The organism is Fibrobacter sp. UWB3, from assembly GCF_002210405.1.
Classification (GTDB): Bacteria; Fibrobacterota; Fibrobacteria; order Fibrobacterales; family Fibrobacteraceae; genus Fibrobacter.
The window spans coordinates 316657-332480 of the sequence record NZ_MWQJ01000003.1; the positions used below are offsets into that span (position 1 = coordinate 316657).

General features: G+C 49.7%; 10 protein-coding genes and 2 tRNA genes. 7 read left to right on the plus strand and 5 right to left on the minus strand.

What is annotated here, in order from left to right; all coding sequences use genetic code 11:
• Window positions 1-20 precede the first annotated feature (20 nt).
• Window positions 21-194 carry a hypothetical protein gene (locus tag B7991_RS14815; protein ID WP_173475433.1) on the minus strand — a complete coding sequence of 58 codons (174 nt, stop codon included), beginning with the start codon at window positions 192-194 and terminating at the stop codon, window positions 21-23.
• A gap of 390 nt (window positions 195-584) precedes the next feature.
• On the opposite strand from B7991_RS14815, the gene leuA2 reads away from it, so the two are divergent.
• From leuA2 to B7991_RS05640, 4 genes are all read left to right on the plus strand, one after another.
• A complete protein-coding gene (leuA2, locus tag B7991_RS05625; protein ID WP_088629974.1) occupies window positions 585-2141 on the plus strand; it encodes a 2-isopropylmalate synthase LeuA2 in 1557 nt (518 codons plus the stop codon).
• 76 nt (window positions 2142-2217) lie between these two features.
• Window positions 2218-2568: a hypothetical protein gene (locus B7991_RS05630; protein WP_088629975.1), complete on the plus strand. Its 351-nt coding sequence runs from the start codon at window positions 2218-2220 to the stop codon at window positions 2566-2568.
• A gap of 31 nt (window positions 2569-2599) precedes the next feature.
• A complete protein-coding gene (locus B7991_RS05635; RefSeq protein ID WP_141099842.1) occupies window positions 2600-3409 on the plus strand; it encodes a fibrobacter succinogenes major paralogous domain-containing protein in 810 nt (269 codons plus the stop codon).
• Window positions 3410-3495: 86 nt separating this feature from the next.
• Window positions 3496-4797 (plus strand): pyridoxal phosphate-dependent aminotransferase, encoded by a 1302-nt coding sequence (locus B7991_RS05640; protein WP_088629977.1) that lies wholly within the window; start codon window positions 3496-3498, stop codon window positions 4795-4797.
• Between the two features lie 57 nt (window positions 4798-4854).
• Here B7991_RS05640 and B7991_RS05645 read toward each other — a convergent pair whose 3' ends face one another.
• Window positions 4855-6675 (minus strand): glycoside hydrolase family 9 protein, encoded by a 1821-nt coding sequence (locus B7991_RS05645; RefSeq protein ID WP_176421762.1) that lies wholly within the window; start codon window positions 6673-6675, stop codon window positions 4855-4857.
• Between the two features lie 226 nt (window positions 6676-6901).
• Between B7991_RS05645 and B7991_RS05650 the strand changes: the two genes are divergently transcribed.
• Window positions 6902-8971 (plus strand): pectate lyase, encoded by a 2070-nt coding sequence (locus B7991_RS05650; protein WP_088629979.1) that lies wholly within the window; start codon window positions 6902-6904, stop codon window positions 8969-8971.
• A gap of 200 nt (window positions 8972-9171) precedes the next feature.
• Window positions 9172-11898 (plus strand): cellulase family glycosylhydrolase, encoded by a 2727-nt coding sequence (locus tag B7991_RS05655; RefSeq protein ID WP_254917860.1) that lies wholly within the window; start codon window positions 9172-9174, stop codon window positions 11896-11898.
• Between the two features lie 157 nt (window positions 11899-12055).
• On the opposite strand, the gene tgt is transcribed toward B7991_RS05655, so the two are convergent.
• Together tgt and B7991_RS05665 are read right to left on the minus strand one after the other, a co-directional pair.
• Complete coding sequence (tgt, locus tag B7991_RS05660) at window positions 12056-13195, minus strand: tRNA guanosine(34) transglycosylase Tgt (protein WP_014546993.1); 1140 nt, start codon at window positions 13193-13195, stop codon at window positions 12056-12058.
• An 84-nt stretch (window positions 13196-13279) separates the two neighbouring features.
• Window positions 13280-13363 (minus strand) — tRNA-Leu (locus B7991_RS05665).
• A gap of 274 nt (window positions 13364-13637) precedes the next feature.
• Between B7991_RS05665 and B7991_RS05670 the strand changes: the two genes are divergently transcribed.
• Entirely contained in the window at window positions 13638-15596 is a 1959-nt protein-coding gene (locus B7991_RS05670; RefSeq protein WP_176421763.1) for a glycoside hydrolase family 5 protein, read from the plus strand.
• A 126-nt stretch (window positions 15597-15722) separates the two neighbouring features.
• Here B7991_RS05670 and B7991_RS05675 read toward each other — a convergent pair.
• Window positions 15723-15806, minus strand: a tRNA-Leu gene (locus B7991_RS05675).
• Between the last annotated feature and the right edge of the window lie 18 nt (window positions 15807-15824).

The following is a 15824-nucleotide window of genomic DNA, read 5'->3' on the forward strand; positions in this document are numbered from 1 at the left end:
ACTCTTATTGTAAAATCGCCTTAGTGAATTGCTAGAGCTGCTTTTTTTAGTTCATCGAAAAATTGCTTTGTTGCCTTGGCGTTTGCTTTGCGAGCGTCCTCGGCGGCTTCACTCATTATTTGAGCAAGCATTTCATCGGAAGGTTCGTCTAGATCTGTCAATCTGTACGAATTGATGTCTTTTTTTGTTGTCATGGACGCCTCTGAATGCTGAAATACTTTTCAGCAATATATGTTTTTCTGAAATTATTAGTCAATAAGATAGAGTCAGTGATGTTTAAAAGCTGGTGTGCGATAAAAAAAATGAAAATTCGGAAATACCGCCGCCCCCCTCCTCCCCCCTTGCCATTCCTCTCGAAACTTTGTATATTCATGCACATGAGAAAAACCTTGAACCTTCTACTTCTACTTAGCATCGCTACCGAAGCGAGGTTTTAGGGATTTTTCAAAGATTTTCAAACGAATTTTAACCTAAAAGCGCCCGCTTCGAGAACGAAGCGGGTTCTTTTTTATGGCGAAATTCTATTTTTGGAATTGAAAAATTAAAGGAACTTTGCGGTCTTGAAGCCGGCAAGGAGATAAAAAATGACTGAAACGAGAAAACCATTCTTCTATGACGTAACACTGCGTGATGGTAACCAGGCTCTTCCGAAGCCTTGGAACAATGCCCAGAAAAAAGATGTTTATCTGTTGCTCTTGAAGCTCGGTGTGCAAGGTGCCGAAGTCGGTTTCCCGGCCTCTAGCGAAATGGATTTTGAATCGGTCATGGAACTTGCAAAGCTCACCGCTCAGATGGCGGCAGAAGGCGACGAAACTGCAAAGAACGTCGTGGTTTCTGGCCTCGCTCGCTGCATCGAAAGCGATATCCAGCGCTGCTGGGAAGCGGTCCAGTACGCACCGCACCCGCGCATCCATACGTTCCTCGCTACAAGCCCCCTCTCCATGGAAAACGTGCTGCACATGACGCCTGAACAGGTCAAGGAAAAGGCTGTGAAGTGCGTGAAGTTTGCAAAGTCGCTCGTTGGCGACAAGGGCGATGTGGAATTCAGCGCCGAACATTTTGGTGACTGCCTCGAAAACATGGACTTTGTGATTGACGTTTTGAAGGCTGTTGTCGAAGCCGGTGCAACAACGATCAACCTGCCGAACACGGTGGAACGTTACCGTCCGAAGCTCTATGTCGATCAGGTCAAGCAGGTTTACGAAGCTCTGCCCAAGAACATCACGATTTCTGTGCACTGCCATAACGACCTCGGCATGGCGACTGCAGCAACCGTCGAAAGTTTCTTTGTCGGTGCAACTCAGCTGGAAGTCGCTTTGAACGGCCTCGGCGAACGTTGCGGCAACACGAACTTCTACGAAGTGGCTATTGGCCTGCATAACTCCGGCGTCGATACGGGGCTGCATCTGGAACGCATTTACGAAACGGCAATTCTCGTGAGCCACTGGAGCGGCGTGCCTATATACATCCGCGCTCCGTTGATCGGTACTGAAGCTATCGTCCATCGCAGCGGCATCCATCAGGATGGCGCTTCCAAGACGAAGGACATGAAGAAGGGCGCTTACCGTCCGATTGATTACTCGATCATTGGTCGTCACCAGAACGATACGCTCAGCTTCACGAGCCAGAGCGGTCGCACAGCCGTGTACGAAATCATCACGAAGTTCGGCTACAAGATGACCTTGCAGGAAGCCTCCAGGTTGCAGCCGGTGCTGAAGCGCTTGAGCGAAGCCGAAGGTGAACTCAGTGCCGAACGCGTGCTCGACGTGTTCCGCGAACAGTTCGTCAATGTGAACGGTCGCCTGGTGTTCAACAACATCGAAGTTATCCCGGACGAAAACCGCTTCATTTTCCACTTCAAGAAGGATGGCGAAGCGCTTGTGAAGTCCGTGACGGCCGAAGGCCCGATTGAAGCTGCCCTCATGCTCATGCGTGAAATCGGCATGCCGGTTGAACTCGTGAAGTATCGCCAGCTTGTTGTTCCTGAAAAGGACAAGTTGTGGGCAGGTCGTGGCTTAAGCCGCATTGTCTTGAAGGCTAACGGCGAAGAAGTCGAAGGTCGCGGAGTCTCGAGCGATACGCTCAAGGCGAACATGCGCGCCCTCTTCGGCGGCGTGAACCTGATTTACAAGAAAGCATAACGTTACGCGCAATTGAAATGTCATGGCGGACTTGATCCGCCATCGCCTTCTTGTTGAGGGAATAAAGGAGAAAATTATGTTAGAACAACTGAAACGCCCTTTCAAAAAAGTCTATGGCAAGGTGCGCTCCTATGTCAGCCGTTTTGTCGGACCCGTCAAGGATTCGGCGTCTAAGTTGTTCGCACTGGTTCCCGGATTCAAATCTTTCGCGGGCTCCGAGGATTTGGCAGACGGTTCGCTTACAGAAGATGAAGCCGCCGCAAAAGCAAAACCGGGCATTCGTGCAAAGCTCAAAAACTTCAAGCAATCGCTCAAAGGCTTGAGCGATGCTCAAAAACTTATTCTCTTGACTATTGCCGTTGTACTCCCGGCGGGAATCTTGATTGCCGTCGGGCTTGCAAACTTTATCAAAAAACGAAAAAAATAACTTCGTTAAGCTCATTGAGAAGGTGGATCTTATGCATAAGCATATTTCGTTTGCTTTCCTTTTTTTGGCGTTCTTCTTCGGCGCTTGCGGTGACAGCGAGACATCTGCTGGCATAGAACAGGGACTAAGCGAACCCGTTGAAGTGACTGGCAGCAGTTCTATTGTGAAATTTAGCAGCAGTTCTTTCGCGAAATCCAGTAGCAGCTCGAAAGTTTCGTCGAACTCCCGGACGGTGTTGTCACAGAATCCGACCGAATGCGAATTTGGAACTTTGCTTGACGAGCGTGACGGACAGACCTACAAGACAATAAAAATCGGTGACCAGGTATGGATGGCCGAAAATCTGAACTATGAGATGGATTCCAGTTTCTGTTACATGAACAGTTTGGATAGCTGTGAAAAATACGGACGGCTCTATACCTACTATACAGCTGACGAAGCGTGCCCTGCTGGATACCATCTGCCTACCAGGGAAGAATTTGCCATTCTCATGAGGCCCTTGTCCGAAAGGATAAACGAAAAAAGCGAAGATTGGTCTTACTACATGGCTCCATTTGCGTTAAAGGCCACCGAAGGCTGGGAACCTTATACCAAGCCTTTTCACGGAGATGTCTATTTGCCGGCTTCGACCAATGCGACCTGTTTTACGGCATTGCCTGCGGGCTATCGTATGTCGGGTCCAGGATTTAAGAATGCGGGCCGTGAAACTTATTTCTGGTGTCGCGACGATCATAGCGAAGGGCTGCGCATCGCGATTGATATGTCTTATGATACTTTTTTCGTAACTTCATATTGGTGGGATGACAACGAAGCGTTCTCAGTCCGTTGCATAAAGGACTAGTGCTTGTACACTACATGGTGAATCGATTTTGTTTCTAAATTTCTACTAACTCCAATAGCCTCACTCCTAACCACTAGCCGCTCACCATGCTATCATCTCGACTTCCTAAAGATCTTTCTCCGTCGCCGTTCTTTGCTGAACTGGAACGCGCCAAGGCCGATGTTCTTGCAGAGTGCGCTGGAATAAACGCACTTCCGTTTATCGACATGACTGTGAGCAGCCCCGTGAAGGCTGGCTTGCCGGTGGATTTGGATGATGCGGTCGATGAAGGTCGTAAAGCTTTTGGCAATTGGAATCCCGATGCTTCGGGTTGGAAATCAGCTCGCGAGGCGGTGGTGGAGTATTACCGTGAACGCGGTGGTAATTTTACGGCAGGACAGATTATCCTTACCGCAAGTACGAGTGAAGCTTATTCCGTGCTATTCAAGACTTTCTGCGATCCGGGCGATGTGATTCTAACGCCAATGCCGGGCTATCCGTTACTTGATACGCTTGCGCAGCTCGAACATTTGGAATGCGCTCCGTACTTTTTGAAGTTGAAACGTGAGCGGTTCGACAAGCTCACCGACCTTAAAAAGGTCACTGAGCAGCGCTCTGCGCCAGCCGAAGTGAACGCGTTCCGCTTTGTCCTGGATTCCGACAGCTTGCTTGCCGCGCCGGAACATGCGAAAATCTTGTTGCTCGTCTCGCCGCATAACCCGACAGGTCATTGCGTCTCGCATGAAGAATGGAACGAGGCAGTTCGCTTCTGCGAAGAGAACAACATGATTCTCGTCGTCGATGAAGTCTTTGGCGATTACGCATTCACGGATAAAGTCTCGCGCACTTGGCAGTACGTTTTAGACGAGGGGCATCCGAATCTCTGGGATGCGGGTGGAGGCGACTTTATCAACCTTCCCGAAAACGGTCCGAAGTGCCCAATCTTTTGGCTGAATGGTCTCAGCAAAGCTGTGGGTTCGCCGCAGCTAAAGCTCGGCTGGATGGCGTTCTACGCTCCGCGCGAAAATTTCGAAGAAATTCGCGCGGCTCTTGAATTCGTTGAAGACGCATACTTGAGCGTCTCGGCACCTGCGCAGGCTCTCGGCGCATCCCTGCTCAAACATTCCGAAGTTTACGAATCTAAAGTTCTTGACCGCTTGCAACAGAATTGGCAGACGCTTCGCGAAGCGTTCCCGTCCAAGTATTGCCCCGAAGTTCTCGGCGGCTGGTACGCCGTTGTGCGTCTTGGTGAAGACGATGAAGAACTCACGCTTCGCTTGCTTCGCGAAAAGCATGTTCTTGTGCAGCCGGGCTTCTTCTTTGATTTTGACGAAGACGGCTGGGTGGTCATGAGCTTGTTGCAAGACCCCGCGATTTTCAAAGAAGCGATTGAACGCATTATAAAGTAAAAGCCGAATTAGTTCAAAAAAGGAGATGCCCGCTCAAGGCGGGCATGACATTTTCTACTAGTAATTATTCACCTTGAATGTCTTGGTGGCGCTCTTGGAGCTAACCTTGATAATCTGCATGCCCTTATTCTTGAGGCTTACATTCAGGTTTGCACCCTTGCTTGTGAATTCCTGTTCAAGTTTGCCGTTGAGGCCGAATACCTGAACCTTGAACGGAGCGGAATTTGCACTATTAATTGTGATCGAAGAGGAGCCTTGGACGATGCTGAAGGTGTTTGTATTCAAAACGCGTCCAGCAATGATGCCTTCTTGTTTCTTTTTCTCTTCTTCTTCGAGGCGCTTCTTTTCTTCTTCCTCTTCTCTCTTCTTCTTGTCTTCTTCAGATTCAACGTCGCTTCCGACGGATTCGACTGGAGCCTTCTTGCTTAAGATGTAGCCGAGAGCGCCAACGAGCGGAGCGTTCATGTCAACGCACACTTCGTTCACTTGCCAGTCGGCGGTTGAGCCGTTGTGATTGCTGTTGTTAAAGTCGCCTGCAATCATGCCACCCAGAAGCTTGTTCTTTTCAGGAGGATTGCCTGCACCGTTGACGTCACGACCTGCGTCTTCGTTGCCGTAGTAACCACGATGGTGCGGTCTTGTCGGAGCTTTTGCTCCATTGCGGTCAAAGCCTACCACGTAAGACTTCTTGTAGCTGTTGTCACCGAGAAGGAATGCGATATTCTTTTCGATGGCTTCATCGTATGAATTGTCCTTGAAATATTTTGCATAAAGAGCGTAAAGGAATGCGCCGCCTGACGGAGTACGGACATGGAAATGTTCTTTGGATGATGTTTCCTTGTTGTAAATTCCGTTTTTGTCGGCCTGATCCATGTACATTCTGTCGAGGTAGCCTACAGATCCAGAAAAGTCGCCCTGCGGATGGAAATTGAAAACGTATTCACCCATGATGTTTGAGAGCGGACTTGCGTCAGAATAGCTAAAGCGAGAATAGCTGTTTTTGTCAAAGTCAATGTCGTCGTAATATTTTTTAGCGTCGCTCTTGTAGGATTCGTCCTTAGTCGTGCGGTAGAGTTCCGTTGCGGCGAGGAACGGACCGTCTTGCCAAACGCCTCCCCACCAACCACTGTCGTAGAAACCTTCAGAGTGTGTGACTCCCTTGTGCTTTTTAGCGTAGGCGAACGCGGTCTTTGCTGCCTTCAGGTATTTTTCGCGAGCGCTTTCGTCTGGTTCGACGCGGGCCATCACAGCAAGCATTGCAGCGGCCATACCCGGAGTGTAAGCGTCGTTTGCATTACCTGTAATGGAGCGCGGTTCGCCACCGTCACCTGAGCCGAGCTTACTCATGGCTCCAGCTGTAACCCACTTCATGTGGTCTTGGTTGCCGTTGCCCTTCACGGTCACGAAGTTGTTTTCGTCAATGGCAGCCTTGACCCAGAAATCGGCTTCGTAGCGGAGTTCTTCAAGGAGGTCGCGCACGTCGTTTGGCTTGCCGCCCTTGCGGGAGTAATCCTTGCTTGCCTTGTAGTCGGTATAATCCCCGGTGTAGAGGTCGTAAAAACCCTTTGTGAATTCGGCATATGCAAGAGCCAAAACGTAAGAGGCGTAGCCCTGAGACTGACCGTACATCACGTGGTCGCCGCAGTCGAACCAACCACCGCTCACGTCTTTGCCGTTGTAGCTATCCTTTGTAAAGCTGGTCGGATTATTCGTGCCGTCCAAGATCCAGTTCGGGCCCTGGCCAGAACGCTGGGCGCCAAAGAATCGTGTGGTCATCCAAGCCGCTTCGATAAAATCGTCTGTGCTTAAAGCGGCGAAGCTATTGGTGAATGCAAATCCGCAAACGGCAAGGCTTGCCAAAAAAGTCTTTTTCAACATTGTCATCCTCTAAGGTTTCCCATCCACACTCTAGCGTCCACAATATAAAATTTTATCGAAATTTTTCACGCAAAATAAAATTCACCTTTGGAAAATACGTCAAAAAGCGCCTTTTATGTAACTTTTTCAGTGCAATGAAAAAATATGTTGCGAAAAATTGACAATCACTGTATATTAGTTACTGGTGTGGGGCTAATTTTAGCCCGTTTTTGTGGTGGGATGTTTTATGAAACACGTAGTTTCTGTTTTTGCGTGTGCAGGCCTTTTTGTTGTGGCCAACGCACAAGTTTCTCTTCAGACAGCCTCTGGTGCTTTAGAATCGGCCTATGCCGAATGGGCATCTGATGGTTCCGATAGCTACAACGTCTATTATTCGGGCGCTGGTGCAAACGATGTTAAAGTGGATGCCCAGCTCATCCGTAAATACGGTTCCAAGTACCGTGTGGACGTGGTTGGCCTCAAGGCCGGTAGCTACACGCTCAAGGTCGCGTCTGTAAAAGGTGGCAAGGAAACCGCTTCGACAACCTCGAAATCTTTGACGGTCAAGGCGCATGACCGAGCTGGTTTTGCGTTTAGCAACGGACATGTTCCGGGTGCCTACAAGACTGATGGTACGCTCAAGGATGGCGCGGTTGTTCTTTACGTCTCGGAATCGACGAAGAACACGGTCAAGCTGGATGTCGTCACGAGCAACAAGGGCGCCGTTACGGAAAGTGTGGGCCTCCAAAATATCTTAACTTCGTTCAAGAAGGGCTATGATAAGCGCCCGCTGGTGATTCGTCTCCTGGGAAATGTGACGGACCCCGAAGTGACCGACAAGGGCGACATCACCATCGATATGGGCAAAAAAGAGGGCCTTTCGATGACTGTTGAAGGCATCGGTAATGATGCGACTGCAAATGGCTGGGGTTTCCGCGTCAAAGGAACCCAGGATTTGGAAATCCGAAACATCGGCATTATGAATGTTGATTCCGACGAAGGCGACAACATCACGCTCCAGCAGGATAACCAGTATATCTGGGTCCACAACAATGACTTTTTCTATGGCCATGCGGGTAGCGACAAGGACCAGGTCAAGGGCGATGGCGCCTTGGATTGCAAGCTATCGACTTATGTGACCTTTAGCTACAACCATTTCTGGGATAATGGCAAGTCAAATTTGCTCGGCCTTAAGGAAGGTGCCGATGGGGGCTATTACATCACGTATCACCATAACTGGTACGATCATTCCGATAGCCGTCATCCGCGTGTGCGTTACTACAGCGCCCACGTGTACAACAACTACTATGATGGCAATGCCAAGTACGGCGCGGGCTCTACGCTTGGCTCGTCCGTGTTTATGGAAGCAAACTATTTTCGTAATTGCAAATATCCGATGATGACCTCGTTGCAGGGAACCGACGTCTATGCGAGCGGCACTAAGCGCGATCCGACGAACAACGGCACTTTCAGCAAGGAAGCGGGCGGTACAATCAAGGCTTACAACAACCACATGGAAGGCTCTTACACGTTCATTCCGTATGGCGCAAGCAAGTATGTTCTCAAGGGTGCGGAAACTGCAATTGGCGATATTGATTCTAAGGTCGATTTTGACGCTTATGTGGTTAGCAGTCGCGATACTCAGGTGCCATCTAGCGTAAAGTCCTATTCGGGCGAAAATACCTATAATAATTTTGATACGGACAAGTCTATCATGTACAGCTACACGGCCGATTCTCCGGAACAGGCTGTGGCTAATGTGCTTGCCTATGCAGGCCGTTTGCAGGGTGGCGATTTCAAGTGGACCTTTGACAATTCTGTCGATGACGCTTCTTCTGATGTGAACCAGAAACTCAAAGACGCTCTTATGGCTTATAAGGGAAGTAACGGCGAAGTGATGGAATATCCATCCTCTAGCAGTATCGCCCAGAGCTCATCCTCTTCCAGTGTCAACCAGAGCTCTTCTTCTTCCAACGTCATTCTGAGCTCATCGAGCGAAGAATCCAGTAACAGTTCTAGCAGCGAAAAGGTTGAATCCTCGAGCTCTTCGGAAGGGACTATCGGTCTCGCAAATGTGATGCCTGCGATGTCTCGCGAAATTTTCTATGACGCCCGATCTGCAAGCCTTGTCATTGGAACTTCCGACGTTACTCGTCTGGATGTTGTCGGTATCGATGGCCGCAGAGTCCAAATTGCAGGCCTCAAGAGTGTAGGCGACACCCGAGTTGTTGACATGAGCTCGCTCCGTGCAGGCGTCTACATTGTACGCTTCAGGACACCTCTTGGCTTGCGGACCATGAAGTTCGTGAAAAACTAAGTTTTACACGGTCTCCCCGGCCTGTCATGCCCGCCTCTGTGCGGGCATCTTCCATTTTGGTAAACATTTTTAATCAAAATGCCGTTTTTTGAGCGTTTTCGAATGTTTCCAAATTAATTACAACTATAGTAACCCCATATTATATATCTTTCGCTTGGGATTTGTGATTGCGGAGATTGGGTGAACCCAAAAGGATGTTTATGAAAAAAGTCTTCGCATTTCTGATGTGCGCTGCCGTAACGTCTGCTATGGCAGTTAGTGCTAGCCGTGTTGGCCCCGTAAGCACGTACGGTGAACTTAAGGCTAATGGTGGCAAGCTTTCTGGTTCTTGCCCGGATTACTCTCAAAAGGCTGTTCAGGTCAAGGGTATGAGCCTCTTCTGGAGCTCGGGCAACACCTATTCTACCGACTTCTACTCTGAAAAGGGCATCAACCGCTTGGTTGACGACATGGGTATCGAAGTTGTGCGTTTTGCTCTCGGTGCCGCTGACGAAAAGTTCAACAGCTCGGGCCGTTCTTACACGACGGGTGGCGAAGGCTTCCAGAAGGCTTTGCTCAAGTCTGTGGTGAATGCAGCCATTGACAAAGACATTTACGTGATTATCGACTGGCACATTGAAAGCTCTGACGGTTTTACGTCTGACGCTGTCAAGTTCTTTGAATACGCAGCTCAGGAATATGGCCAGTATAACAACGTGATTTTCGAAATTTGGAACGAACCGACCGGAAGCATGGAAGCCGTGAAGCAGCATGCCGATCAGGTTATTCCGGTAATTCGTAAGTATTCTGATAACCTCATCCTCGTGGGTAGCCCGGGATGGTCCAGCCAGCCGAATGCTTGCGCTTCCGCAGGCATCAACGACAAGAACTATGGCTGCACGCTCCACTTCTATGCCGCAACTCACTATATGGGCGATGGCGGTTACAACAAGGCTGCAGAAACGGCTATGGCTGCAGGCGTGCCTGTGTTTGCTACCGAATGGGGTACCGTCAATGCTAACGGTGATGGCCAGCCGGATGAAGGCTCCAGCAACAAGTGGGTAGAATGGATGGCTCAGAAGGGCGTGTCCTGGACGAACTGGAACGCTTCTGCCATGAACGAAACTTCTGCTGCATTTGCTAACGCCGTGTTCGAAAACGGTTTCACTTACACCAACTCTGGTAAGTATGTGAAGGGCAAGCTCGGTGGTGCAACTTATAAGGATTGCGGCCTCCAGAATGGTTCTGCTTCTGAAGAAAGTGGCTTCTCTGCTGGCGTTGCCAATGGCGCTTCTACTTCCATTCTCGATGACATGGAAGATGGCGACCGTTACGGTTACCTCGGTGGTGCATGGGCTGCTGTTGAAGACCAGGAAAATGGTGGCGCAAGCTCTATTTCTAACGAAAAGATCGAAGATGACTTTGGCAACACGACCTATAAGGTTGTCTACCCGGTCAGCGGCGACACCAAGAATACGTCTAAGTATGTTGCAGCCCTTAAGGATGTTAAGATCGGTAAGGGTTCCCTTACTTACGGTCCGTACATTAAGATGTTCCTCACGCTCTTGAAGGAACCGGCAAAGGATTCCCCGAAGGCTTATGCAGACTTCTCCAAGTGCAAGACCATCAAGTACAAGTACAAGGGTGCAAGCCATAACTTCGCCATCGAAACGACCGATGTTACCGACTACAACTATCATCGCGTGAACAAGGACGCTTCTGAAGGCTGGAAGGAAGTCGAAATTACGACGGACATGTTGAAGCAGGAAACTTGGGGTGATGATTCTCGCTCTAAGCCGATCAAGATGGAAAACGCAACTCGTCTTTCTTGGGAAATCAAGGGCCTCGAAAAGGTTCCGGATGATATGAACCAGCCCAAGTATCCGTACCTCTATGTGGATGACGTGAAGTGCGACGGTCTTTCCTTCACTGCTGTTAGCGGTGGTGCTAGCGAAACTCCGAAGTCTTCTTCTAGTGCTGCAGTGGGTCAGAGCTCTTCTTCTGTTGTTGCTGGTTCTTCTAGCAGCGCTATTGCTCCGATTTCTTCTAGTGCAATCGTTCCGGGTTCTTCTGCTACGGTAACCTACAAGACTGTTGTCGATATCGACGACGTCGAAGATCTTGATGAAGTTCTCAAGACGACTGGTACCTGGTATGCTTACACGGATAAGGAACCGGGTGGAAAGTCCACTATTTCTAACGTCTATGACCAGAAGCTTGGTGGCTATGTGGTTGCATTCCCGGGTACTGAAGATCCGACGAATGGCACGAAGGGCTTTGTTGGCTTGAAGGATGTCAATTGGGATCAGGGAACCTATACCGAAGCTCCGTTTGTGGCACTCGGCCTCAATACGAATGCCGATACCTCCAAGGGTATTGACTTGAGCAAGTGCGGTGCTATCAGCTATCGTTACAAGGGCTCCGCTCATACCTTCAAGGTTCAGGATGGCTCTGTGACGGACTATGCTTACCACGAATATGTGTTGGATGATTCCCAGGTTTGGAAGACCATGGTCATCAGTCTCGATGACATTGCTCAGCCGAACTGGACCAATGACCCGAAGGACCTTAACTGGGCTGCTATCAAGAAGATGGCCTGGGAAGTGGTTGGCTACAAGGGCATTGTTTACCAGCCGAAGATCAACTACCTCTATGTTGATGATCTCAAGTGCGTCGAAAATCCGAAGGTCGGCATCAAGACTGTCGCTCGCGTAGCTAGCGGCATCAAGGTTGGCTTCAAGGGTGACATGCTCAATGTGAACTTCGCAAAGGCCGGTACAGCACGTATCCAGGTATTCGACATGATGGGTCACGTTGTTGAAAGCCGCATTGCTAGCGTTTCTGCCGGTGCAAACCAGTTCTCTCTCAAGAACGTTGCTAACGGCAACTACGTTGTGCGTGTGATGATGAACGGTGCAGCAAAGACTGCTCGTATCTCCATCAAGTAAAGACTGACGCGCTCCCTCGCGGAGCGCTTAAGTAACCATCAAAAACGCCCCGGACTAACAGTCCGAGGCGTTTTTTGTTTCGTCATCCTGACGCCGAAGGCGGAAGGGCACAGGCTGTCACCCCGGATTTATTCCGGGGTCGCCTTTTTAACACCTTTTATTCAAGGTTGCGCTGCAGCACTTCGCACTTGGCCTTAGCCCATTCTTCAAATGTGTCGTCGGCGAGGTGATCCTTCGCTTCTTGCATCAAGTGCAGGTAGAAGTGCAAATTGTGGATGCTGGCGAGCGTGTAGCCGAGAGATTCTCCGGCGTGGTGCAGGTGGCGCAAGTAGGCGCGGCTGAAGTTGCGGCAGCAGTAGCAGTCGCAATTCGGGTCGACCGGCTTGTCGTATTCTTCGGCGTGGCGGGCGGCCTTGTAGCGGAGCACGCCTTCGCTTGTAAAGAGCATGCCGTTACGGGCGTTACGCGTGGGCATCACGCAGTCGAACATGTCGACACCGCGACCGATCAATTCCAGCAGATTCCACGGCGTTCCGACACCCATCACATAGCGCGGGTGGTCTGTCGGCAGGTAGTCCGTGCAGAAGTCGGCGATTTCGTACATTGTTTCGGTCGGTTCACCGACGGAAAGACCGCCCATGGCGTAGCCATCAGGGCCGAGTTCTGCGATGCGTTCGATGGCCTGCTTGCGCAAGTGCGTGTGCATGCCGCCCTGGATAATGCCAAAGAACTGCTGATCGTAGCCGTGAATTGGCGGGTGTTCCTTGAGCCATTCCATCGCTTCGGCGGTCCAGCGGAGCGTGTAGTTTAAGCTGTGTTCCGCTTCCTTGACCGTGCTCGGGTACGGCGTGCATTCGTCGAGCGCCATAATGATGTCCGCGCCGATTTCGCGCTGGGCGTTCATCACGCTTGCCGGGCTAAAAAAGTGCTTGGAACCGTCCAGAATGCTTCTGAATTCAACACCTTCGGGCTTGATTTTGCGAAGTTCCTTCAAGCTCCATACTTGGAATCCACCGCTGTCCGTGAGCACCGGGCCGTTCCAGCTCATGAACTTATGGATGCCGCCCGCGGCCGCAATCTTCGGAGTTGTGGGGCGCAAGTACAGGTGGTACGTGTTGGCGAGGATAATCTGTGCCTTGATGTCTTCTTTGAGTTGTGCGGGCGTTACGGCCTTTACGGTCGCTTCGGTACCTACCGGCATAAAAATCGGCGTTTGGATGTCGCCGTGGTCGGTATGCAAAACTCCCAGACGGGCCTTGGATTTCTTCGACGTCTTTTTCAGTTCAAAACGGTTCATGATTGCAAATGTAGAATTTTATGGGGTAGTGTGGAAGGGCGCCACAGCAAATAAAAAAGACTCGATTTTCATCGAGTCTTTTTCTGCGGTCGGACAGACTTGAACTGTCATGAGATTGCTCCCACTAGCACCTCAAGCTAGCGTGTCTACCAATTCCACCACGACCGCGTGGTCCTTAGCGGAACGAACACAAAGATAGTATAATTTTTTGATTTTGGAAACTCAAATTCAAAAATAATTGAAATTTTTTTCCGAGGGAGTCACCTCGGTCTTTTATTTTCGTCTTGCCCTGTCTTTGAAAAAATTAAAAGTGTCTTAAATCTTGATGGATAAATTGTCAATATGGCAAATTAATTAATTATAGCTAAATTTTTCAAAAAAAGTATATTTGTTTTTGATATACGCAAATAAGCGTATTGATTGTATCAAAATGGAGTATCGGATGAATATAAGAAGTTTTCTTCTTCCCCTTTTTTTTCTAGGCGTATCCGCTTTTGCGGAACTTCCCACCGCCAAGGACCTTGCCGCCAAAATGGGCTTTGGCATCAATATCGGAAACACCATGGAGGCCATCTCCGGCAACACGGATACAGGTGTTATCACATCGGCCGGTCCTGAAGCGTGGGGTGGCAAGTACCCGAACAAGGAATTTATCACGGCCATCAAAAATGCTGGCTATTCCACAGTCCGCATTCCAGTTTCTTGGTATGCCCATGCCGACACTGTGAACAACGTTATTCACCAAAGTTGGATGGATTCCGTGAAAACGGTTGTGGATCTTTGCGTCAATGCTGGACTCTATACCATCATCAACATTCACTGGGATTTTGGCTGGCTCGAAAAGCATATCGATAAAGTGGATGCCGCCACCAAGGATCGCGTGAACGCCCGTCAGAAAGCCTTTTGGACGCAAATCGCGACAGCCTTTAAGGAATACGACGAGCATCTCCTTTTTGCAAGCGCGAACGAACCTGACGTAAACGATCAGGCGGGCGACGAAGCCCATCAGACTCTTCTTCTTTACCATCAGACATTTGTGGATGCCGTTCGCGAGACGGGCGGAAACAACGCTAGTCGTTCCTTGATTATCCAGGCGGCGAGTACATCCTTTGATCTCGCGTACAGCAAGATGGTGATGCCGACCGATAAAATTTCGGACCGCTTGATGGCTGAAGTCCATTTCTATCCTTACACTTTTACTTTGATGGATGGGGATGCTGATTGGGGCAAGGCGAGCTACTATTGGGGTGACTACCTTTCCACGACAGATCCGGAACGCAATGCTACGTGGTGCGGCAAGGAATTCGTAGATGAAAACTTCGACAAGATGAAGGAAAAGTTCACCTCCAAGGGTATCCCTGTGGTTATCGGTGAATTTGGGGCGATGAGCCGTTCTAATATTCTCTCCGGGGCCGATTTGGAACTGCACATCAAGGGGCGCGCCCAGTTCTACGGATATGTAGCGAAGGCCGCCAAAGATCGCGGAATGATTCCCATCACCTGGGAAACCGGTGGAACGGGACCGGGTACCATGACGACGATTTCTACGGCGGACTATACGGTCTTTGATTACCCAGTGATGAACGCCATCCGCACCGCTTATGGCCTTCCGGAGCTTACCAAGGGCGCCGAGACCAATAAAATGCTTGTGGCTACTTACGACTACTTTGCGACCGAGGCTGCCAAGGGGGACTCTTCTACGTACGGACAAATCAGTTTTGATGTCGTCAAGTCCGATATTACTCCATACACATCCATTACCATTAAGGCGAACATTTCGGGGACAACGTCTAGCGATGGCAAGTACGGCTACACCGGATTCAATGTCGTTACGATGTCCTCCGATGAAAAGGCGGAATGGCAGTGGCGAGAATTCTCTATCCTGGGGGGCAAGGACCCTGTTTGGGGCAAATGGCATGAATATAAAGTTCCGTTATCCCAAAACATCGCGGATTCGGCAACGGCGCTTATTAGTTACAATCCCAAGAAGATTGTCTTCATTGGTATTCAGTCTTACCTTCAGTATTTCAAGGGCTCTGTCGCCATAGACTATATTGCGTTCAACAAGGCAGACGGTACTGCGGATACCCTTTATTCCTTTAATTCCGGCCTTGCCAATAAAGATGGGGCGGTGACCAAGCTAGAACTCTTGCCTTATAGTGAAACGCCTTCGGGCTTGATTCCTGCTCGCAGGGCTAATTTCTCCCGTGGATTCGTCATCCGGGATGAAGGTTTCGGCAATTTCACGGTGGTCTCCGATCGGAATTGCGTGCGCAAGTTTGTCGTGACTGACGCGCTTGGCAAGGTTCTTACTTCAAAGACGGTGCGTTTGTCTAAAGGCGAAAATAGAATTCGCTTAGGCGAAGGCGCTTTCGAGAAGGGTTTTGTTGTCGTTAAGTAATCGGCATTTCGTAAATCATACCAAGGAACCTCGGGAAATTATCGGGGTTCCTTTTTTATAGAGTGGATTTTATGCTCGATTCCATGCGAGAAATAAAAAAGACTCGATTTTCATCGAGTCTTTTTCTGCGGTCGGACAGACTTGAACTGTCATGAGATTGCTCCCACTAGCACCTCAAGCTAGCGTGTCTACCAATTCCACCACGACCGCGTGGTCCTTAGCGGAACG

Coding starts and splice junctions, on each gene's coding strand:
- B7991_RS14815 (WP_173475433.1), bottom strand. CDS start 194: ATGACAACAAAAAAAGACATCAATTCGTACAGATTGACAGATCTAGAC.
- leuA2 (WP_088629974.1), top strand. CDS start 585: ATGACTGAAACGAGAAAACCATTCTTCTATGACGTAACACTGCGTGAT.
- B7991_RS05630 (WP_088629975.1), top strand. CDS start 2,218: ATGTTAGAACAACTGAAACGCCCTTTCAAAAAAGTCTATGGCAAGGTG.
- B7991_RS05635 (WP_141099842.1), top strand. CDS start 2,600: ATGCATAAGCATATTTCGTTTGCTTTCCTTTTTTTGGCGTTCTTCTTC.
- B7991_RS05640 (WP_088629977.1), top strand. CDS start 3,496: ATGCTATCATCTCGACTTCCTAAAGATCTTTCTCCGTCGCCGTTCTTT.
- B7991_RS05645 (WP_176421762.1), bottom strand. CDS start 6,675: ATGTTGAAAAAGACTTTTTTGGCAAGCCTTGCCGTTTGCGGATTTGCA.
- B7991_RS05650 (WP_088629979.1), top strand. CDS start 6,902: ATGAAACACGTAGTTTCTGTTTTTGCGTGTGCAGGCCTTTTTGTTGTG.
- B7991_RS05655 (WP_254917860.1), top strand. CDS start 9,172: ATGAAAAAAGTCTTCGCATTTCTGATGTGCGCTGCCGTAACGTCTGCT.
- tgt (WP_014546993.1), bottom strand. CDS start 13,195: ATGAACCGTTTTGAACTGAAAAAGACGTCGAAGAAATCCAAGGCCCGT.
- B7991_RS05670 (WP_176421763.1), top strand. CDS start 13,638: ATGAATATAAGAAGTTTTCTTCTTCCCCTTTTTTTTCTAGGCGTATCC.